14 protein-coding genes and 1 tRNA gene are annotated in these 20,977 nt (G+C 70.1%); 6 read left to right on the forward strand and 9 right to left on the reverse strand.

The window, feature by feature from the left end:
• Window positions 1-92: 92 nt before the first annotated feature.
• Together D1J63_RS18310 and D1J63_RS18315 are read left to right on the forward strand one after the other, a co-directional pair.
• On the forward strand, window positions 93-4,487 hold the full coding sequence (locus tag D1J63_RS18310; protein ID WP_125630039.1) for a hypothetical protein: 4,395 nt from the start codon (window positions 93-95) through the stop codon (window positions 4,485-4,487).
• Between the two features lie 398 nt (window positions 4,488-4,885).
• Complete coding sequence (locus D1J63_RS18315) at window positions 4,886-5,218, forward strand: hypothetical protein (RefSeq protein WP_240798642.1); 333 nt, start codon at window positions 4,886-4,888, stop codon at window positions 5,216-5,218.
• Between the two features lie 80 nt (window positions 5,219-5,298).
• Here D1J63_RS18315 and D1J63_RS18320 read toward each other — a convergent pair.
• The 9 genes from D1J63_RS18320 to dnaA form a co-directional block, all read right to left on the reverse strand.
• Window positions 5,299-5,375 (reverse strand) — tRNA-Ile (locus D1J63_RS18320).
• Between the two features lie 111 nt (window positions 5,376-5,486).
• Window positions 5,487-6,212 carry a DUF3566 domain-containing protein gene (locus tag D1J63_RS18325; protein ID WP_164712878.1) on the reverse strand — a complete coding sequence of 242 codons (726 nt, stop codon included), beginning with the start codon at window positions 6,210-6,212 and terminating at the stop codon, window positions 5,487-5,489.
• Window positions 6,213-6,230: 18 nt separating this feature from the next.
• Entirely contained in the window at window positions 6,231-8,825 is a 2,595-nt protein-coding gene (gene gyrA / locus D1J63_RS18330) for a DNA gyrase subunit A (RefSeq protein WP_125630043.1), read from the reverse strand.
• A 42-nt stretch (window positions 8,826-8,867) separates the two neighbouring features.
• On the reverse strand, window positions 8,868-10,928 hold the full coding sequence (gene gyrB / locus D1J63_RS18335; RefSeq protein WP_176154591.1) for a DNA topoisomerase (ATP-hydrolyzing) subunit B: 2,061 nt from the start codon (window positions 10,926-10,928) through the stop codon (window positions 8,868-8,870).
• 435 nt (window positions 10,929-11,363) lie between these two features.
• The gene (locus D1J63_RS18340) at window positions 11,364-11,942 is read right to left on the reverse strand and encodes a DUF721 domain-containing protein (RefSeq protein ID WP_240798641.1); all 579 of its coding nucleotides are present in this window, start codon (window positions 11,940-11,942) and stop codon (window positions 11,364-11,366) included.
• Window positions 11,939-13,060: a DNA replication/repair protein RecF gene (recF, locus tag D1J63_RS18345; protein ID WP_102931184.1), complete on the reverse strand. Its 1,122-nt coding sequence runs from the start codon at window positions 13,058-13,060 to the stop codon at window positions 11,939-11,941. The genes D1J63_RS18340 and recF overlap by 4 nt, the downstream gene beginning before the upstream one ends.
• Window positions 13,061-13,124: 64 nt before the next feature.
• Window positions 13,125-14,000 carry a phosphogluconate dehydrogenase (NAD(+)-dependent, decarboxylating) gene (gnd, locus tag D1J63_RS18350; RefSeq protein ID WP_125630045.1) on the reverse strand — a complete coding sequence of 292 codons (876 nt, stop codon included), beginning with the start codon at window positions 13,998-14,000 and terminating at the stop codon, window positions 13,125-13,127.
• A gap of 218 nt (window positions 14,001-14,218) precedes the next feature.
• Window positions 14,219-15,349, reverse strand: coding sequence for a DNA polymerase III subunit beta (gene dnaN, locus D1J63_RS18355; RefSeq protein ID WP_030403061.1), 1,131 nt, complete (start codon window positions 15,347-15,349; stop codon window positions 14,219-14,221).
• Between the two features lie 1,019 nt (window positions 15,350-16,368).
• On the reverse strand, window positions 16,369-18,390 hold the full coding sequence (dnaA, locus tag D1J63_RS18365) for a chromosomal replication initiator protein DnaA (RefSeq protein ID WP_125630047.1): 2,022 nt from the start codon (window positions 18,388-18,390) through the stop codon (window positions 16,369-16,371).
• A gap of 377 nt (window positions 18,391-18,767) precedes the next feature.
• Between dnaA and rpmH the strand changes: the two genes are divergently transcribed.
• From rpmH to yidC, 4 genes are read left to right on the forward strand one after another with little or no spacing between them, the layout of a single operon-like run.
• Complete coding sequence (rpmH, locus tag D1J63_RS18370; protein WP_003975051.1) at window positions 18,768-18,905, forward strand: 50S ribosomal protein L34; 138 nt, start codon at window positions 18,768-18,770, stop codon at window positions 18,903-18,905.
• Window positions 18,906-18,926: 21 nt separating this feature from the next.
• Entirely contained in the window at window positions 18,927-19,298 is a 372-nt protein-coding gene (gene rnpA, locus D1J63_RS18375) for a ribonuclease P protein component (RefSeq protein WP_125630049.1), read from the forward strand.
• Window positions 19,295-19,669 (forward strand): membrane protein insertion efficiency factor YidD, encoded by a 375-nt coding sequence (gene yidD / locus D1J63_RS18380; protein ID WP_031039985.1) that lies wholly within the window; start codon window positions 19,295-19,297, stop codon window positions 19,667-19,669. Before rnpA ends, yidD begins: the two co-directional genes overlap by 4 nt.
• A 3-nt stretch (window positions 19,670-19,672) precedes the next feature.
• The gene (gene yidC, locus D1J63_RS18385) at window positions 19,673-20,968 is read left to right on the forward strand and encodes a membrane protein insertase YidC (RefSeq protein ID WP_102929300.1); all 1,296 of its coding nucleotides are present in this window, start codon (window positions 19,673-19,675) and stop codon (window positions 20,966-20,968) included.
• The last annotated feature ends 9 nt before the right edge of the window (window positions 20,969-20,977 follow it).

The following is a 20,977-nucleotide window of genomic DNA, read 5'->3' on the forward strand; positions in this document are numbered from 1 at the left end:
GGCTCCGGGCTCCTGGACCCGCTGTAGCCGCAGGTCAGCCGTATAGAGTGAGTTTTCCGGTCCGGACGTCCAGATGGCGGGGGAAGTAAGGAGTGGAGGCCTTGAGTTTCGACTCAGGGGCACGCACGGCCTTCGCAGAACGCCTCGCACTGCTGTACAGGGAGGCCGGCAATCCTCCCCTCAAACGTGTGTCCGAAGCCGTCGTCCGGCTCCAGCGGGTCGACGAGCGAGGACGCCCCGTACGGGTCTCCGCCCAGCGGATCAGCGACTGGCGGCGCGCCAAGAACGTGCCCGCCCAGTTCCCCGCCCTCGCGGCGGTCCTGCACGTCCTCATACCGCAGGCGCGGCGCGCGCGACCGGTACCGGTCTCCGCGGGGCTGTACGACCTGGCCCAGTGGCAGCGCCTGTGGGAGCGGGCGCTGGCCGACCCGAACGGGGAACGCCCCGCGCCGCCCGCGGCCGAGGAGCAGCCCGCCGCCGAGGCCGCGGCCACGCCCGGCGGGGTCTGCCCGTACCGAGGGCTTGCCGCCTACCGCAGGCAGGACGCCGGCTGGTTCTTCGGGCGGGAGCGGAGCACGCGGGCCCTCGTCGCCCAGCTCGACGCGACGCGGGACACGGGCGGCCTGGTCATGCTGGTGGGCGCCTCGGGGGCAGGGAAGTCCTCCCTGTTGAACGCCGGCCTGGTGCCCGCCCTTCGCGCCGGCGCCCCGGACGCCGGGGACGGTACGCCCCGGCGGGTGCTCCAGCTCGTGCCGGGGGCCGACCCGATCGGGGAACTGACCCGCCTGGTGCCGCAGCTCACGCCCGTCGTCGGCGCCGTGCGGGAAGCGGTGACGCAGAGGACGCCGGCCGCGGAGCCGGGCACCGCCGGGGCCCGACCCACGGACACCCCACGCGCCGACGACGCCGCCAGAGCGGCCTTCGCGACCTGGGCGGCGTCCCCGGAGGACGGAAACGGGTCCGGCGTCCCGGAGGGCCCGGATCGACCGAGCGGCTCCGGCAGGCCGGGCGACCCCGAAGGACCAGCGGGATCGGCCCGAACGGGCACCTCGGACAGCTCGGACAGCTCGAACCGGGCAGGCGACTCGGCCCCGCCGGACACCTCGGCCGACCCGAATCGGCACAGCGACACGTTGGACGACCAGGGCGACCGGGGCGACCGGGGCGACCGGGACAGCCAGGACGGCCGGGACGACCTTGCGGACACCGACAGCCGAAACGACCAAGCAGCCCCCGGCAGCCGAACCGGCACCACACCCCCCGCACTCCCACCCCCCTCGCCCCCGCCCCCACCCCCGGACCGTCCGGTCGTCATCGTCGACCAGTTCGAGGAGCTGTTCACGCTCTGCGCCGACGAGACGGACCGGCGTGTGTTCATCCGGCTGCTCCAGGCGGCGTGCGTGCCCGGGCCCGACGGGGACCCGGCCCCGGTGCTCGTGACGCTGGGCGTACGCGCCGACTTCTACGACCGGTGCCTGCGCTACCCGGAACTGGCCGACGCCCTCCAGCACCGGCACATGGTGCTCGGGCCGCTGACCACAGCGGAACTGCGCGAGGCGGTGACCGCTCCCGCCAGGGCCGTGGGCATGGAACTCGAACCGGGACTCGCCGAGCTGATCATCCGCGAGGTGAGCACCGACGGCCCGAACGGAGCGCACGACGCGGGCGTGCTGCCGCTCCTCTCCCACGCCCTGCTCGCCACCTGGCAGCGCCGCAAGGCGGGCCGCCTCACCCTGGCCGGGTACCGCGCGGCCGGCGGCATCCAGGGCGCGGTGGCCGCGACCGCCGAGCGCGCCTGGTCCGGCCTGGATCCGGCGGCCCGCACGGCCGCGCGGCTGCTGCTGCTCAGGCTGGTCCGGCTGAGCGAGGACACCCAGGCCACCCGCAGGCGCAGTACGCGGCGCCGGCTGGCCGAGGAGTCGGGGGACCCCGGCAAGACCGAGGAGTCCCTCGAGGCCCTGGTGCGGGCCCGGCTGGTGACGCTCGACGCGGAAACCGTCGAGATCACCCACGAGGCGCTGCTGCACGCCTGGCCCCGGCTGCGCGACTGGATCGACGAGGACCGCGCCGGGAACCTGCTGCGGCAGCGGCTGGAGGAGGACGGTCTGGCCTGGGAGGAGTCGGACCGCGACTCCGCGCTGCTCTACCGGGGTTCCCGGCTGGCGCAGGCCAGCGGCTGGGCGAAGTCGGCCGAGGACACCCTGCTGACCCGCAGCGCGGTGGAGTTCCTGGCCGCCGCGGTCAGGCTGCGCCGGCGCACCGTCATGATCAGTCGCGCCGCGGTCTCGGTGGTGGTCGTCCTGGCCCTGGTGGCCGTCGGTTCCGCGGTGCTCGCCTGGCAGCAGCGCAACGACGCCGTGTTCGAGCAGGTGGTCGCCGAGGCGGACCGGGTCCAGGACACGGACCCGTCGCTGTCGGCCCAGCTCGACCTCGCGGCACACCGTCTGCGGCCGGACGACGAGGACGTCAGGAACCGGCTGATCTCGATCGTGAACGCTCCCCTGGCCACCCCGCTCCTCGGCCACACGGGCGCCGTCTACCTCACCTCCTTCAGCCCCGACGGGAGAATCCTGGCGACGGCCAGCTACGACCGCACCGTCCGGCTCTGGGACGTCTCGGACCCCGCCCGTCCCAAGCAGCTCGGCAAGCCCCTCACCGGGCACACCAGCTGGGTGAGCACCGCGGTCTTCAGCCCCGACGGCCACACCCTCGCCAGCGCCTCGGACGACGGCACGATCCGGCTGTGGGACGTACGGGACCCGAGCCGGCCGCGTCCGCTCGGCGCCCCGCTGGCCGGCCGCGGCGGCACCGTCTACCTGCTCGCGTTCAGCCCCGACGGCCACACCCTGGCCTCCGCCCACGACGACCACGCCGTACGCCTGTGGAACGTGGCCGACCCGCGCGCCCCCAAGGCGCTCGACACCCTGACCGGCCCCACCGCGGCGGTGCGCTCGGTGGCCTTCAGTCCGGACGGCCGCATGCTCGCCGCCGGCGGCGACGACGACAAGGTCCACCTCTGGGACGTCACCGACCCGGCGGGGGCGAAGCCCGTCGGGGAACCGCTCACCGGCCACAGCGGCCTGATCCACTCCGTGGCCTTCAGCCCCGACGGCCGCACCCTCGCCAGCGGCAGCGCGGACGACACGGTCCGGCTCTGGGACGTCACCGACCCCGCCCGGGCCAGGCCGGCCGGGGCACCGCTCACCGGTCACACCGGCCCCATCTGGGCGGTGGCCTTCAGCCCCGACGGCGCCATGCTCGCCGTGAGCAGCGCGGACAGCACGGCGAGCCTGTGGAACGTCAGCGACCCGGCCTACCCCTCACAGGTCGGCGTGCCCCTCGCCGGAGGCAGCGGCGAGATGTACGCCCTCGGCTTCAGCCCCGACGGCCGCACCCTCGCCACCGGCAGCGGCGACAGCAAGGTGCGCCTGTGGTCGCTGCCGACGTCGGACATGATCGGCCGCATCGGTGCCTTCCGTCCGGACGGGCACGTTCTGGCCACGGCGGCCCGCGACGGCAGGGTCAGGCTGTGGAACGTGACCGACCCGGCCCGGCCCGTGTCGCTGAGCGCCCCCTTCAGGCCGGGGGAGGGCGACATTCGGTCGCTGGTCTTCTCCCCGGACGGCGACACGCTCGCGGTGCTCGCCGGAGGCAGCTCGCTGCAGCTGTGGGACGTCACGGACCCGGCCCGGCCCAGGTCCCACGGGCCGCCCGTGGCGCTGAACACCCGCTACGCGGGCCCCGACACCCTGGCCTTCAGCCCGGACGGCCACACCCTGGCCACGGCGCACGACGACCGCACCATCCAGTTGTGGGACACCGGCGACCCGTCCCACCCCCGTCGGCTGGGCAAGCCGCTCGCCGGCCACACGGGATACGTCAACACCCTCGCGTTCAGCCCGGACGGCCACACCCTGGCCAGCGGCGGCGCCGACGACGCCGTACGCCTGTGGGACGTCACCGACCCCGCGCACCCCACCCGTCTCGGCGCGCCCCGCACCGGGCACCTCGGGCCCGTCAACATCCTCGCCTACAGCCCCGACGGCCACACCCTGGCCAGCGGCAGCGACGACGGCACGGTCCGGCTGTGGGACGTCACCGAGCCGGGCAGGGCGTCCGGGCCCGAGGCCACGCTGGCCGGCCACACCGACTCGGTGGTGTCGCTGACGTTCAGCCGGGACGGCGCCACCCTGGCCAGCGGTGCCAACGACAACACGGTCCGACTGTGGAGCGTCTCCGCCCCCGCCGAGGCCAACCCCATCGGCCAGGCGATGAGCCCCAACGCCAAGACCGGCAGCTTCCTCTCCTTCAGCCCCGTACGCCACATGCTCGGGGTCTCCAGCGGCACGGACACCGTCCGGTTGTGGAGCCTGGGCGTGGACGACGCCATCGACCGCATCTGCTCCGCCACGCGAGGTGTGCTGACCGAGGAGAAGTGGCACGAGTACCTGCCGCGCCTGGACTACGAGTCGCCGTGCGGCCACTGACTCTCACGACGCCTACGTGATCCCCGTCACATCATCGTGACCGACCGACCAGTCGGCACCCACCGGACACCCGGCCTTGTTAGCCTTGGCCACAGCCCGACCGCTGGCGCATCCCCCGTCGCCAGCGGTCGGGTTTTTTCCTGCCCACGCGCCGCCGCCCCGCACCACGCGGCAGGAACGACCCGTATGCCCCCGTGCGCTCGCCGGGCGGCTGCTCCGGGGTGACGCTGTGACCGTGACGGATGCGTTCGCTTCCCACCCGCGCCGTGAGGTGCGGTGACGACCGCCCCAAGACGAAGGGTTGCAAGGTCATGGTGGACATGCCTCATGGAGCACGACAGGAGACCAGAGGCGCCCGAAACGACGGCTTGTCGGCCGGACCGATGAGGTACTTCGGTGTGCCGCTCCTCCTCAGCGGAGTGCTGAGCATTCTCCAGGGCATCGCGGGCATCGCCAAGGACCGCCTTTTCGGGGTGCCGCGGCACTACGAGTACCGGTTCGACCTGACCAGCTGGGGCTGGATCCACCTCGTCGTGGGCGTCGCACTGGTGATCGCGGGCGCGGCACTGCTGCGAACCGTGCCCTGGGGCCGCGGGGCCGGGTTGACGATCGCCGCGATCAGTCTGGTGACCCAGTTCATGTTCATCCCGTACTACCCCCTGTGGTCGATCAGCGTGATGACCCTCGACCTGATCATCCTGTGGGGCCTGGCACGGCTGGCCACGACCTGACCGAACACCACGCGCCCCGCTCACGAACCCCACCGCCACGGCAAAGACCCCCAACCGGATCCGGCTGGGGGTCTTCATGCTGGTGGGGCTAACAGGATTTGAACCTGTGGCCTCATCCTTATCAGGGATGCGCTCTAACCAACTGAGCTATAGCCCCGCCGCGCTCTGCGGTGTATGTCCCGCGCGCTGACTCCTGAAGATTAGCGCACGAGGCGGGCAGTCCCAAAATCGGTTGTCGCGCGGCTGACGAGCGCGGCCGGCTCGCCGTTCACTCGTCCTCGGCGAGCGTCAGCTCCACACCGCCGACGAAGCCGGCGGAGAGGTTGTAGATGAACGCGCCGAGGGTCGCCAGGGCCGTCGCGAGGACGACGTCGATGACCGCGATGACCGTGGTGAACATCAGCACGTTGGGCAGCGACAGGAAGGATTGCAGGTCGAAGCCGTTGGACTCGTTGGAGCCGGTGGCCTCGGAGATCGTGCCGCCGACCGTCGAGAAGACGCCCATGGCGTCCATGACCATCCACAGCACGGCGGACGCGACGATGGTGCAGATGCCGAGCGCGATGGAGAGCAGGAAGCTGACCTTCATCACCGACCACGGGTCCGCCTTCGACACGCGCAGGCGGGCCTTGCGGACGCGGGGCGTGGTGCGGGCGCCGGTGCGCGGGCGGCGCACGGCGGACGCGTTGCCGCCCTGGGTCTGGTAGGCCTGCGGCGGGTGGTAGGGCCCGCCGGGCTGCTGTGGCTGCCGTTCTCCCGGCAGCGGCGAGGCCGCCTGCTGAGTCCGCTGGCCTCGGGTGTCCGTCACAGTTCCCCCCTGGGATCCATGCGTTGAGGACGAGCTCCCCGAGTGCGAGTCGGTCGCTCCGTCGTCGATCTTGCGCAGTTGAGTCGTGTGCGAATCCGTCGCACGCGCGGCGGAGCCACGGCCGCCGCCGCCCGTTTCCGTACCCGTGGGGGTACCGGCCGATCCGGCGCCCGTGGCTCCGCTCACGATGACTCTCTCCTCGTGCTACTCGGCCGAGGGCACCTCACCCTCGTCCGTGCCGGTGGTCGCGGCACCCTCGGCGGTCTCGTCGACGGCCACATCGCCGTCGACCTCCTCCGCCTCGCGTCCCGCCTCGGCGTTGCGTGCGATGCCGACGACGGCATCGCGCTTGCCCAGATTGATCAGTTGAACGCCCATGGTGTCACGGCCGGTCTCCCTGACCCCGTTGACTCGCGTACGAATCACACCGCCCGAGAGTGTGATGGCGAGGATCTCGTCGTTCTCCTCGACCACCAGCGCGCCCACGAGCTCCCCGCGGTCCTCGACGATCTTGGCGGCCTTGATGCCGAGGCCACCACGACCCTGGACGCGGTACTCGTCGACGGAGGTCCGCTTCGCGTAACCGCCGTCGGTGGCAGTGAACACGAACGTACCGGCTCGAACAACATTCATCGAGAGCAGCTCGTCCCCTTCGCGGAAACTCATGCCCTTGACGCCCGAGGTGGCGCGTCCCATCGGACGCAGCGTGTCGTCCGACGCGGTGAACCTGATCGACTGCGCCTTCTTGCTGATCAGCAGCAGATCGTCCTCGGCCGAGACCAGCTCGGCTCCGATCAGTTCGTCGTCACTGCCGTCCGGCTGCTCCCGCAGGTTGATGGCGATGACGCCGCCCGAACGCGGCGAGTCGTAGTCCTTCAGCGGCGTCTTCTTCACCAGACCCGCCTTGGTGGCCAGGACCAGGTACGGCGTCGCCTCGTAGTCGCGGATCGCGCGGATCTGGGCGATCGTCTCGTCCGGCTGGAAGGCCAGCAGGTTCGCCACGTGCTGACCGCGCGCGTCCCGGCCGGCGTCCGGCAGCTCGTAGGCCTTGGCCCGGTAGACGCGGCCCTTGTTGGTGAAGAACAGCAGCCAGTGGTGGGTGGTGGACACGAAGAAGTGGTTGACGATGTCGTCTTCCTTGAGCTTCGTGCCGCGCACGCCCTTGCCGCCGCGCTTCTGCGCCCGGTAGTCGTCGGTCTTGGTGCGCTTGATGTAACCGCCACGCGTGACCGTGACGACGATGTCCTCCTCGGCGATCAGGTCCTCGATGGACATGTCGCCCTCGTACGGGATCAGCTTCGTCTTGCGGTCGTCGCCGTACTTCTCGACGAGCGCGGTCAGCTCCTCGCTGACGATCCCGCGCTGGCGGACGGGCGAGGCGAGGATCTCGTTGTACTCGTTGATCTTCGCCTGCAGCTCGTCGTGCTCCCGGACGATCTTCTGCCGCTCCAGGGCCGCCAGGCGCCGCAGCTGCATCTCCAGGATCGCGTTGGCCTGGATCTCGTCGATCTCCAGGAGGTCCATCAGGCCGCCGCGCGCGATCTCGACGGTCTCACTGCGCCGGATCAGCGCGATGACCTCGTCGATGGCGTCCAGGGCCTTGAGCAGGCCGCGCAGGATGTGCGCCCGCTCCTCCGCCTTGCGCAGCCGGAAGCGCGTACGGCGGACGATGACCTCGATCTGGTGGTTCACCCAGTGGCGGATGAACGCGTCCAGGGACAGGGTGCGCGGCACGCCGTCGACCAGGGCCAGCATGTTGGCGCCGAAGTTGGTCTGCAGGTCGGTGTGCTTGTACAGGTTGTTCAGGACGACCTTGGCGACCGCGTCCCGCTTGAGGACGATGACCAGGCGCTGGCCGGTGCGGGAGGACGTCTCGTCGCGGACGTCGGCGATGCCGCCGATCTTGCCGTCCTTCACCAGGTCGGCGATCTTCTGCGCGAGGTTGTCCGGGTTGACCTGGTAGGGCAGCTCCGTGACCACCAGGCACTGGCGGTTCTGGATCTCCTCGACCTCGACGACCGCGCGCATGGTGATCGAGCCGCGGCCCGTGCGGTAGGCCTCCTCGATGCCCTTGCGGCCCACCACCAGGGCGCCGGTCGGGAAGTCGGGGCCCTTGATGCGCTCGATCAGCGCGTCGAGGAGCTCCTCGTGCGAGGCCTCGTAGTTCTCCAGGTACCACTGGGCGCCGGCCGCGACCTCGCGCAGGTTGTGCGGCGGGATGTTGGTCGCCATGCCGACCGCGATGCCCGCCGAGCCGTTGATCAGCAGGTTCGGGAAGCGGGCGGGCAGGACGGTCGGCTCCTGGGAGCGGCCGTCGTAGTTGTCCGTGAAGTCGACGGTCTCCTCGTCGATGTCGCGGACCATCTCCATCGACAGCGGCGCCATCTTGCACTCGGTGTACCGCATGGCCGCCGCCGGGTCGTTGCCCGGCGAGCCGAAGTTGCCGTTGGAGTCGACCAGTGGCATCCGCATCGACCAGGGCTGCGCGAGGCGGACCAGGGCGTCGTAGATGGAGGAGTCGCCGTGCGGGTGGTAGTTGCCCATGACGTCGCCGACGACGCGGGCGCACTTGTAGAAGCCGCGCTCGGGGCGGTAGCCGCCGTCGTACATGGCGTACAGCACGCGCCGGTGCACGGGCTTGAGGCCGTCGCGGACGTCGGGCAGCGCACGCGAGACGATGACGGACATCGCGTAGTCGAGGTAGGAGCGCTGCATCTCCGTCTCGAGCCCGACGGGCTCGACACGCATGGCGAGGGCGTCACCCTCGGGCGTCGTCACAGGGGTGTTCTCGTCGGTCATTGCTGGTGAAGGTCCTTCCTGGTGCGGTCAGCCGAGACCGACTCAGATGTCGAGGAAGCGGACGTCCTTGGCGTTGCGCTGGATGAACGCGCGCCGGGCCTCGACGTCCTCGCCCATCAGCACCGAGAACAGGTCGTCCGCCTGCGCGGCGTCGTCGAGCGTGACCTGGCCGAGCACGCGGTGCTCCTGGTCCATGGTCGTGATGCGCAGCTCCTCGGCGTTCATCTCGCCGAGGCCCTTGAAGCGCTGGACCGAGTCCTCGCGGATGCGCTTGCCGGCCTGGCGGCCCATCTCGATCAGCGCGTCGCGCTCGCGGTCGGAGTACGCGTACTCGAAGTCGTCCCGGCCCCACTTGATCTTGTACAGCGGCGGGCGGGACAGGTAGACGTGCCCGGACTCGACCAGCGGCCGCATGAAGCGGAACAGGAAGGTCAGCAGCAGGGTGTTGATGTGCTGGCCGTCGACGTCGGCGTCCGCCATCAGGATGATCTTGTGATAGCGGAGCTTCTCGATGTCGAAGTCCTCGTGCACACCGGTGCCGAACGCGGAGATCATCGCCTGGATCTCCTGGTTCTGCAGGATCCGGTCGATGCGGGCCTTCTCCACGTTGAGGATCTTGCCGCGGATCGGGAGGATCGCCTGGTACTGCGGGTTCCGGCCGGACTTGGCGGAGCCGCCGGCGGAGTCGCCCTCGACGATGAAGATCTCGCACTTGGTCGGGTCGTTCGACTGGCAGTCGGACAGCTTGCCCGGCAGCGACGCCGACTCCAGCAGGCCCTTGCGGCGCGTCAGGTCGCGCGCCTTGCGGGCCGCCACGCGCGCGTGGGCCGCCTGGATGCCCTTGCGGATGATGTCCGCGGCCTCGTTGGGGTTGCGGTCGAGCCAGTCCGTCAGGTGCTCGTAGACGACCTTCTGGACGAAGGTCTTCACCTCGGTGTTGCCCAGCTTCGTCTTGGTCTGGCCCTCGAACTGGGGCTCGCTCAGCTTCACCGAGATGATCGCCGTCAGACCCTCGCGGATGTCGTCACCCGTGAGGTTGTCGTCCTTCTCGCGCAGCAGCTTCTTGTCGCGCGCGTACTTGTTGATCAGCGAGGTGAGCGCCGCGCGGAAGCCCTCCTCGTGCGTGCCGCCCTCGTGCGTGTGGATGATGTTGGCGAACGAGTACACGCCCTCGGTGTAGCCGCCGTTCCACTGCATCGCGACCTCGAGGGACAGGTTCTTGTCCTTGTCCTCGGCCTCGAGGTCGATCACGGTGGGGTGCACCAGCTCTCCCTTGCGGGAGTTGAGGTACGTCACGAAGTCGACGATGCCGCCCTCGTAGTGGTACGAGACGCTCTTGACCTCGTGCTTCTCGTCCTCGCCCGCCTCGTCCGCGCCGGCGGTGGCCTTCGCCGACTCGCGCTCGTCGGTGAGGTTGATCTTCAGGCCCTTGTTGAGGAAGGCCATCTCCTGGAAGCGCCGGGAGAGCGTCTCGAAGGAGTAGTCGGTGGTCTCGAAGATGTCGCCGTCGGCCCAGAAGGTGACCGTGGTGCCGGTCTCCTCGGTGGCCTCGTGCCGGGCGAGCGACGCCGTGGGGACGCCCAGCTTGTACTCCTGCGTCCAGCGGTAGCCGTCGGTCTTGACCTCCACCGCGACCCGCGTGGAAAGAGCGTTGACGACGGAGACGCCCACGCCGTGCAGACCGCCCGAGACCGCGTAGCCGCCGCCGCCGAACTTGCCGCCCGCGTGCAGCACGGTCAGCACGACCTCGACGGCGGGCTTCCCCTCGGAGGGCACGATGCCCACCGGGATGCCGCGGCCGTTGTCGACGACCCGGACACCGCCGTCGGCGAGGATGGTCACGTCGATCGTGTCCGCGTGACCGGCCAGCGCCTCGTCGACGGAGTTGTCCACGACCTCCTGCACCAGGTGGTGCAGACCGCGTTCACCCGTCGATCCGATGTACATACCGGGTCGCTTGCGGACCGCGTCCAGACCCTCGAGGACGGTGATGGCACTGGCGTCGTACGACGCGGGCACCTCGCCGTGCGAGGTGCTCACCGTGTCGTTCACGCCGGTGTCGGTGGACGGGTTGTTCTCGTTGGGGTTGCCGGAATCGGCCACGAAGCGCCCTTTCTGGCACACCACGAGCCGGGCTCGTCGGCAGGTTGCCGGAGCGGCTGCGGCATGTTGCGTTGGTAAGCCTTGATCAGCGTTGCTCAGCTAGTCCCGGACGGTCCCCACGTTCGGGGCGGGATTCTCTCCCATTCTACCGGTACCACTGACACTGATGGGGGTTTGCCGGTACCTGAGTCCGCATGTGCCGCCCTGAACGAGCCTTGTCCGACTCCCGATATGCGGAAGGGGGCCTCAAGAGGCTCACAACGGCACTCAGCGCTTTGAGGCGTCAACCCTTTGCTACTTGGGAGTCAGATCCCGATCCGGCTCCGCGCACGGTGGTACGGAACAGCGCGCGCCGACGGTTCACACCGACCGTCGGCGGCAATTTCTGTGAGGTACATCACGCATCACTGACGGGGCGCCAGACCGGCCCCCGCCTCACCCGTAGGTGTCGCCCGGCCCCTGACTGCCCGGCGCCCGCAACGGCCCGTAGCGCCGGCCGGGACCGCCCGGACCACCGGGTCCCAGGACCTTGATCATCCGTACCGACCCGTGCCCCAGGTCCTCGTTGAGCCGGGCCACCAGCGTCGGCGCGAGCAGCCGCAGGTTCGTCGCCCAGGCCGTCGAGTCGCAGCGCACCACCAGCACCCGCTCGTCCTCGTCGTACCGCTCCGGCACGCAGTGCTTCGCCACGTCCTCGCCGACGATCTGCGGCCAGCGGCCCATGACCCCGCCCACCGCGGCCGGTGTCTCCCAGCCGCGCTCGGTGATCAGCCGGTTGATCGCCGAACCCAGCGCCATCGGGTCGCGGCCGTCGGCGCGGGCGCCGGAGCGCAGACCACCGCGGCGCGCCTGCTTCTTCTGCTGCGCCGCGTCCCCACGCGCGCGTGCCGCCTCCCGCGCCGCCCTGAGCGCCACGCGCGCGAGGTCGACGCCGGACGGCTCCGGGCCGCTCCCGCCCGTCTTGTCCGCAGGGCGGTTCGGTGCGCCCCCGGCAGCCGGCTCGTCGGCGCTCACGCGCGCTCCACCGTGCCCTCCGCCACCGCGAACCGCGCCCCCGCCAGCACATGCGGTACGTCGTCGTCGACCGCGGCCGTCACCAGCACCTGCTCACCGGGGGCCACCAGCTCCGCCAGCCGCTCCCGGCGCCGGGCGTCCAGCTCGGCGAAGACGTCGTCCAGGACCAGCACCGGCTCGTTGCCCTCGGCCCGCAGCAGGTCGAAGGAGGCCAGCCGCAGCGCGAGCGCGTACGACCACGACTCGCCGTGGGAGGCGTAGCCCTTGGCGGGCAGCGAGCCGAGCTTGAGCAGCAGGTCGTCCCGGTGCGGACCGACCAGGGTGACGCCCCGTTCGATCTCCTGCTTGCGCGCCTCGGCGAGCGCCGCCATCAGCTGCTCGTACAGGTCTTCGCGCGTGTGGGCCTCGCCGGGCGCCGACGGCTTGTACTCCAGGGCGAGGGGGCCGCCACCCGGGGCCAGCTGCTCGTACGCCTTGTCGGCCAGCGGCTGCACGGCCGCGATCAGGTCCAGACGCTGGGCGAGCAGTTCGGCGCCCGCGCGCGCGAGGTGCTGGTCCCAGACGTCGAGCGTGGACAGGTCCAGCGTGCGGCCACCGTGCCGGCGGGCGAGCGCGGCCGACTTCAGCAGGGTGTTGCGCTGCTTGAGGACCCGGTCGTAGTCGGAACGCACCCCGGCCATCCGCGGCGAACGGGCGGTGATCAGCTCGTCCAGGAACCGCCGCCGCTCCCCGGGGTCGCCCTTGACCAGCGCGAGGTCCTCCGGCGCGAACAGCACGGTGCGCACGATGCCGAGCACGTCGCGCGGTCTCACCTGCGAGGACCTGTTGATGCGGGCGCGATTGGCCCTGCCCGGGTTCAGCTCCAGCTCGATCAGCTGCTGCCGCTCGCCCTGGCGGACCTGGGCGCGGACCACGGCCCGCTCGGCGCCCATGCGCACCAGGGGGGCGTCGGAGGAGACCCGGTGGCTGCCGAGGGTGGCGAGGTAGCCGACCGCCTCGACCAGGTTCGTCTTGCCCTGCCCGTTCGGGCCGACGAAAGCGGTGACGCCCGGGTCCAGGGGCACCTCGACCCGGGCGTACGAACGGAAGTCGGCCAGCGACAGATGCGTGACGTGCATGGTCGTGCGCCGACCTCCCCAGCCTTCGGATGTGGACCCTCGGGCGTTGACCTTCGGGTGCTGCTTACTTCTTCTCGACCGCGTGGCCGCCGAACTGATTGCGCAGCGCGGCGATCATCTTCATCTGCGGCGAGTCGTCCTGGCGGGACGCGAACCGCGCGAAGAGGGAGGCCGTGATCGCGGGCAGCGGCACCGCGTTGTCGATCGCCGCCTCCACAGTCCAGCGTCCCTCACCGGAGTCCTGTGCATAACCCCGGAGCCCGTCCAGGTGCTCGTCGTCGTCGAGCGCGTTGACCGCCAGGTCCAGCAGCCAGGAGCGGATCACCGTGCCCTCCTGCCAGGAGCGGAAGACCTCGCGGACGTTCTCCACGGAGTCGACCTTCTCCAGCAGCTCCCAGCCCTCGGCGTAGGCCTGCATCATCGCGTACTCGATGCCGTTGTGGACCATCTTCGCGAAGTGGCCCGCGCCGACCTTGCCGGCGTGCACGGCACCGAAGTCGCCCTCGGGCTTGAGGGCGTCGAAGACCGGCTGCACCCTGGCGACGTTCTCCGCGTCGCCGCCGTACATCAGCGCGTAGCCGTTCTCCAGGCCCCACACGCCGCCGGAGACGCCGCAGTCCACGAAGCCTATGCCCTTGGCCGCCAGCTCCTCGGCGTGCTTCTCGTCGTCCGTCCAGCGGGAGTTGCCGCCGTCCACAACGACGTCACCGGGCTCCAGCAGCTCGCCGAGCCGGTCGACGGTGGCCTGGGTGGCCTCGCCGGCCGGGACCATCACCCACACCGCGCGCGGGGCGCTGAGCTTGCCCACAAGCTCTTCCAGGCTGTGGACGTCGGCGAGGTCCGGATTGCGGTCGTATCCGACGACGGTGTGGCCCGCGCGGCGGATCCGCTCGCGCATGTTGCCGCCCATCTTGCCGAGGCCGACGAGACCGAGCTCCATCAGTTGCGTTCCTTAGGTGTGCGAGGTGGCAAGGCGGCACCTCCGAACCCGCCGGATGCGTGCCGCGGCACTTTCGTACCCGCGTCGAGCCTAAACCCGGACGCCCGTGCACAGCTGTGGGCATACGCGCTCAGACGTACGCCCCCACCTGCGGATTCTTCCCCACCCTGTGGACAGCCACCGACGGCGCCACCGGCCGGCAGCGACCGCCTGTGGACTCAGCCGCTCAGCCGCACCGGCATGATCAGGTACTTGTAGGCCTCGTCCGCCTCGGCGTCCACCGCGGGCTTGCCACTGAGCAGCGCCGGCTTGGTGGACGTCGTGAAGGACAGCTGGGCCACCGGGGAGTCGATCGCGCTCAGACCGTCCAGCAGGAAGGTCGGGTTGAAGGCGATCGAGATGTCGTCGCCCTCCAGCTGCGCGTCGACCCTTTCCACAGCCTGTGCGTCGTCGCTGGAGCCGGCCTCCAGGATGAGCACGCCCTGCTCGAAGCTGAGCCGCACGGGGGTGTTGCGCTCGGCGACCAGGGCCACGCGCTTCACGGCCTCCACGAACGGGGCGGTCTCGATCACCGCGACGCTGTTGAACTCCGTCGGGAACAGCGTCTTGTACTTCGGGAGGTCGCCCTCCAGCAGACGCGTCGTCGTCCGGCGGCCCGCGCCCTCGAAACCGATCAGGCCCTCGCCCGCGCCCGAGCCGGACAGCGCCAGGATCACCTGGTCACCGCTGGTCAGCGCCTTGGCGGTGTCCTGGAGCGTCTTGGCGGGCACCAGGGCGACCGCGGAGATGTCCGGGTTCTCCGGCTTCCACAGGAACTCGCGGACCGCGAAGCGGTAGCGGTCGGTGGAGGCCAGCGTGACCGAGTCGCCCTCGATCTCGATGCGCACACCGGTCAGGACGGGCAGCGTGTCGTCGCGGCCCGCGGCGATCGCCACCTGCTGCACGGCCGAGGCGAAGACCTCGCCGGGGACGGTGCCGGTCGCCTCCGGCATCTGCGGCAGCGCCGGGTACTCCTCCACCGGCAGGGTGTGGAGGGTGAACCGCGAGGAGCCGCAGACCACCGTCGCCCGTACACCGTCTGTGGAAATCTCCACCGGCCGGTTGGGCAGGGCCCGGGAGATGTCGGCGAGCAGGCGACCGGAGACGAGGACCGTGCCCTCCTCCTCGATCTCCGCCTCCACGGACACCCGCGCCGAGACCTCGTAGTCGAAGCCCGACAGGCTCAGCTGTCCCTCCTCGGCCTTCAGCAGCAGGCCCGCGAGGACCGGCGCCGGCGGACGGGCCGGGAGGCTGCGAGCCGCCCAGGCCACTGCCTCCGCGAGTACGTCGCGTTCCACCCGGATCTTCACTGTTGCCGCCTCCTGCTGTTGCCGGCGCTGCTCGCCCTGCTTCGCCTTCGTCGTCTGACCGGTGTCGTCCGCCGCTGTGAGGGGCAGAACACCGGGGACCAGTCTGACGCACCCCACTGACAGTAGGTGCCGTTCGGGGTCAAGTCGTGACGAGGGGCGGTCGGGCTCGAGAGGGCGAGTTGTGCACAGGACCCGCTTCGAAACGAATTCCGCTCTCTCTCTAGTCGTCAGTAGTAGTAGGGCCTGTGGATACCGTGGATAACCCCGTTTGCCCAGGTCAGAGCATGAATTTTGTCCACGGGCCCTGTGGGCGGAGCCCGTGGACAACCAGGCTCGTCTGTGGAGAACAGAAAGTTCTGCACACACCGTGCACAGGGAGAGGCGACTTCTCCCCAGAGCCGTCCCCAGCTTTACCCACGTTTCCCACAGCCCAACCAGGCAGCCTCGTGTGACGCCTTTCACTCGACGCGGTGACGGGGCGCGTCGCGTTGCCGAACAGTGGACAGACATGTGGAGAAGCTGGGGATCGCTGGGGACAACCGGCTCCAGCCTGTGGGTTGCCCGTGGACAACTGAATGCACAGCCTGTGGATCATTTCGTCGTCCACAGCCTGTGGAGATCCTTCGTCCACGAATCCACAGGGAGCTGACCTGCCCTGATGATCCCTCACCAGCCTGGCCTGTGGACGGGATCGGGACAACTTCCCAGTCCCCAAGGTGTGGACGGAAAAAACTGGCCCAATCTGTGGAGGACGGCCGTAACCCGGCAGGTATTCGAACAGCGGACAGGACGCCCGTACGAGCCGGGGGGGGGAGCCCGAGGAGTGTCCTGGGGAGGCGCCGGGGAGGCCCTGGGCGCCTCAGAACGGCCCAGGACGGCCTCTGAGAGGCACCGGGAGGCATCGAGGGGCCCCGAGAAGGCGCGGTCGGCAGCCCGGGAGGGAAGCCGAGGGGCATGCGAAAGGCGCCCCCGGAAGTCCCGAGGGCGCCTGCGTGGCCGGCGCCGGCGGCCGGTGGCCGTCAGCCGTTCTTGATGCGGTTGGTCAGCTCGGTCACCTGGTTGTAGATCGAGCGCCGCTCGGCCATCAGATTGCGGATCTTGCGATCGGCGTGCATCACCGTGGTGTGGTCCCGGCCGCCGAAGAGCGCGCCGATCTTGGGGAGTGAGAGGTCCGTCAGCTCGCGGCACAGGTACATGGCGATCTGCCGGGCCGTCACGAGCTGGCGACCGCGCGAGCTGCCGCACAGGTCCTCCACCGTGAGGCCGAAGTAGTCGGCGGTCTCGCTCATGATGGCCGTCGAGGTGATCTCCGGAGTGGAGTCCTCGCCGCCGGGGATCAGATCCTTGAGGACGATCTCCGTCAGGCCCAGGTCGACCGGCTGCCGGTTGAGCGACGCGAACGCCGTCACCCGGATCAGGGCGCCCTCCAGCTCGCGGATGTTGCGCGAGATCCGCGAGGCGATGAACTCCAGCACCTCCGGCGGGGCGTTGAGCTGCTCCTGCACCGCCTTCTTGCGCAGGATCGCGATCCGGGTCTCCAGCTCCGGCGGCTGGACGTCGGTGATCAGCCCCCACTCGAAGCGGTTGCGGAGCCGGTCCTCCAGCGTCACCAGCTGCTTGGGCGGCCGGTCGCTGGAGAGCACGATCTGCTTGTTGGCGTTGTGCAGGGTGTTGAACGTGTGGAAGAACTCCTCCTGCGTCGACTCCTTGTCCGCGAGGAACTGGATGTCGTCGACCAGCAGGATGTCCATCTCGCGGTAGCGCTTGCGGAAGCTGTCGCCCTTGCCGTCGCGGATGGAGTTGATGAACTCGTTGGTGAACTCCTCCGAGCTCACGTAGCGCACGCGCGTGCCGGGGTAGAGGCTGCGCGCGTAGTGCCCGATGGCGTGCAGGAGGTGGGTCTTGCCGAGCCCCGACTCCCCGTAGATGAACAGAGGGTTGTAGGCCTTCGCGGGTGCTTCCGCGACCGCGACGGCCGCCGCGTGGGCGAAGCGGTTGGAGGCCCCGATGACGAAGGTGTCGAAGAGGTACTTCGGGTTCAGGCGCGCGGTCGGCTCGCCGGGTCCGGTCGCCGGCGCCGGCTGTGCGGCCAGCGGTCCGGGTGCCCCGGTGGCGGGGCCGGGGCCCACGGGGCCGCCGCGGTGGACGTGACCGGATCCGGCCGGCGGCTCGGGCAGGTCCCGGCGGGGGCCGCGCTGGTCGTAGTCGCCGCGCTGCTGATCGTAGTCGCTTCGCGGCTGGTCGTAGTCGCCGCGCGGACCGTCGTACTCGCCACGGGACTGCTCGTAGTCGGCGCGGGGCTTGTCGTAGTCGCTCCGGGACTGTTCGTACTCACCGCGCGGAGAGTCGTACGACGGGCGCTCCGGGGGCTGCGGCCGGTAGTCCTGCTGCTGGTACGGGGCGTGGGGGTCGTGGGAGTACGGCGGTGGCGGCGGCTCCTGGCCGTACGGCTCCTGCGACGGGGAGGCGTAGGGGTCCCGTTCCGGGAAGCCGAGGCGCTGCTGCTGCCAGCCGTAGTCCTCCTGCTGGGCCGGCCGGGGCCAGGAGCCGGGCTCGGGGCGCTGGTACTCCTGCGGGTAGGCCGGCCGTGCGGTCGGGAGCTGGTCGGCGCGGCCGCGGTCGTAGCCCTCGTACCCGTCGCGGTAGTCCTCGCGGCTCCCATGGCCGGGCGCGGGGAGCTCGGGCTCCTCGTAGCGGGGCTGGGGGCGGGACGGCGGCGCCTGGGGGGCCTGGGGTGCCTGTGGGGCAGGACCGGCGGGTTCGCCCGCGGTGTCGTCGACGGTGATCGCGATGCGGATCGGGCGGCCGCATTCGCGGCTCAGGGTCTCGCTGACGACCGGGGCCAGGCGGCCCTCCAGTACGCCCTTCGCAAATTCGTTCGGTACGGCGAGCAGGGCGGTGTCGGCGACCAGCGCGAGCGGCTGGCAGCGACGGATCCAGTGCTCGTCCTTCGACTCGACGCCCTGCCCGCGGCCTTCTCCGAGGAGTTGCTCCAGTACGCGTGGCCACACTGCGGCAAGATCGGCAGGTACGTCAGCCACAGGGCACGCTCTCTCACGAGTCCCTCGAACGTGTGATTCGGGGACGGGTCGGGATGAAACTCGGGTGGGGCAGGGATAAGGGAACGAATCGGAGTTCAGTCACGGTAGTCAGCGCGGCGGGTAGGGTTCAAGTTGTTGTCCCCAGCCTGTGGACAAGTGTCTCCCGGTCACCGCTGGTTTGACCGAATGGCGCAGTCGCACGTACCGTAACCAGGTCGAGTTGTCGATGGCTGCTGCCGCCTGCCTCCGATGGGCACAGGTCACGTCCAAGGTGATCGAAAAGCGGTGCACTCGGGCGTAACGCGAGCTACTCGTGGGCGCACGGTGACAGCCAGGACGGCACCCCGCCAACACCCGATTCTTTCTGGAGCCCCCGAGTGAGCAAGCGCACCTTCCAGCCGAACAACCGTCGCCGCGCGAAGACCCACGGCTTCCGGCTGCGTATGCGTACCCGTGCCGGCCGCGCGATTCTCGCGACCCGCCGCAGCAAGGGTCGCGCCCGTCTGTCCGCCTGATCCCGGTCAGGTCATGACGTCGTGCTGCCCACCGAGAACCGGCTGAGGCGGCGCGAGGACTTCGCGACCGCGGTACGACGGGGCCGCCGGGCCGGCCGCCCGGCCCTCGTCGTCCACCTTCGAAGCGGTGCCACGGACCCGCACGCGCCTGGGGAGAGCGCTCCCCCGACACGTGCGGGTTTCGTCGTGAGCAAAGCCGTGGGTGGTGCGGTCGTGCGCAACAAGGTGAAGCGCAGGCTTCGCCATCTGATGCGCGACCGGATCGACCTGTTGCCCCCCGGTAGCCTGGTAGTCGTACGAGCGCTGCCCGGTGCGGGTGACGCCGACCATGCACACCTGGCCCGAGACCTGGACGCCGCCCTGGCGCGGCTACTGGGAGGGGGCGCGCGATGAAGTACCCGCTGCTGGCTCTGATCAAGCTCTATCAGTGGACGATCAGTCCGCTGCTGGGGCCGGTCTGCAAGTACTACCCGTCGTGTTCCCACTACGGCTACACGGCCATCGACCGGCACGGAGCCGTCAAGGGCACGGCACTCACGGCCTGGCGCATCCTGCGGTGCAATCCGTGGTCGCCGGGCGGTGTGGACCATGTTCCGCCGCGCAAGCGCCCGCGGTGGCACGAAATGCTGCGTGCCGCCTGGCGGGCACGCAAGGGCGGGACCTCCGCCGCCGAACCGGCCACCGAAGGACGGCCCGCTCACCCGAGCCCGTCCGAGCCTTCGAGCCCGGCCGCAGAGACCTCGCCCCATGCCCAAGGAGCATGATTAGTGGACACGATTGCCAGCCTCTTCAGCTTTATCACCTGGCCCGTCTCCTGGGTCATCGTCCAGTTCCACACGGTGTACGGGGCGATCTTCGGACCTGACACCGGATGGGCCTGGGGCCTGTCCATCGTGTCGCTGGTGATCCTCATCCGCATCTGCCTGATCCCGCTCTTCGTGAAGCAGATCAAGGCGACGCGCGGGATGCAGACGCTCCAGCCGGAGATGAAGAAGATCCAGGAGCGCTACAAGAACGACAAGCAGCGTCAGTCCGAAGAGATGATGAAGCTGTACAAGGAGACGGGTACCAACCCGCTCTCCTCGTGCCTTCCCATCCTGGCGCAGTCCCCGTTCTTCTTCGCCCTGTACCACGTGCTCAACGGCATCGCGTCCGGCGACACCATCGGTGCGGTCAACCAGAGCCTGCTGGAGAGCGCGCAGAAGGCGCACATCTTCGGGGCTCCGCTGGCCTCGAAGTTCTTCAGCAGCGAGAGCGACGTCGCCGCCCTCAACGCCTCCCTCACCGACGTCCGGGTCGTCACCGCGATCATGATCGTGCTGATGTCGGCCTCGCAGTTCTTCACCCAGCGCCAGCTGATGACGAAGAACGTCGACACCACCGTGAAGACGCCGTTCATGCAGCAGCAGAAGATGCTGATGTACGTCTTCCCGGTCATGTTCGCCGTCTTCGGTGTGAACTTCCCCGTCGGTGTCCTCGTCTACTGGCTGACCACCAACGTGTGGACCATGGGCCAGCAGATGTACGTCATCCGCAACAACCCGACGCCCGGCTCCAAGGCGCAGGCCGCCTACCTGGAGCGGCTGCACAAGAGCGTCACCGAGCACGGCAAGACCCGTCGCCGGGGCGAGAAGGCCATCGTGAAGGCCATCGTCGCCAAGGGCCGGGACCGCAACGAGGCCGAGCGGAAGTTCATCAACGGCCTGAACAAGGCGGGACTGGCGGCCCAGACCGACGGCACCGTGGTGAAGAGTGATGCCGCCGTGGCCGCTCAGAGCGCGGACGGCTCGACCGTGACGACCACGGGCCAGCCCAAGCGCCAGCAGCCCAAGCGGCAGAGCAAGTCCCAGCGCCAGGCCAAGCCCGCAGGTGAGGCCGAGCCGAAGACGTCGCTGACCAAGTCGGACGAGCCGCAGGACGCCAAGCCGGCGGGCAAGCAGGACGCGAAGCCCGCCGCCGGTGCCAAGAAGCCGGCTCAGAAGTCCGGCGGCGGTGGCCGCAGCAAGGCCCAGTCCGGACAGCGCAAGGGCCCGCAGCGGCCCAAGTCCCCGTCGAAGAAGTAAGAAGGAGCC

Origin of the sequence: Streptomyces sp. KPB2 (genome assembly GCF_003950055.1) — a bacterium.
GTDB classification, from domain to species: domain Bacteria; phylum Actinomycetota; class Actinomycetes; order Streptomycetales; family Streptomycetaceae; genus Streptomyces; species Streptomyces salinarius.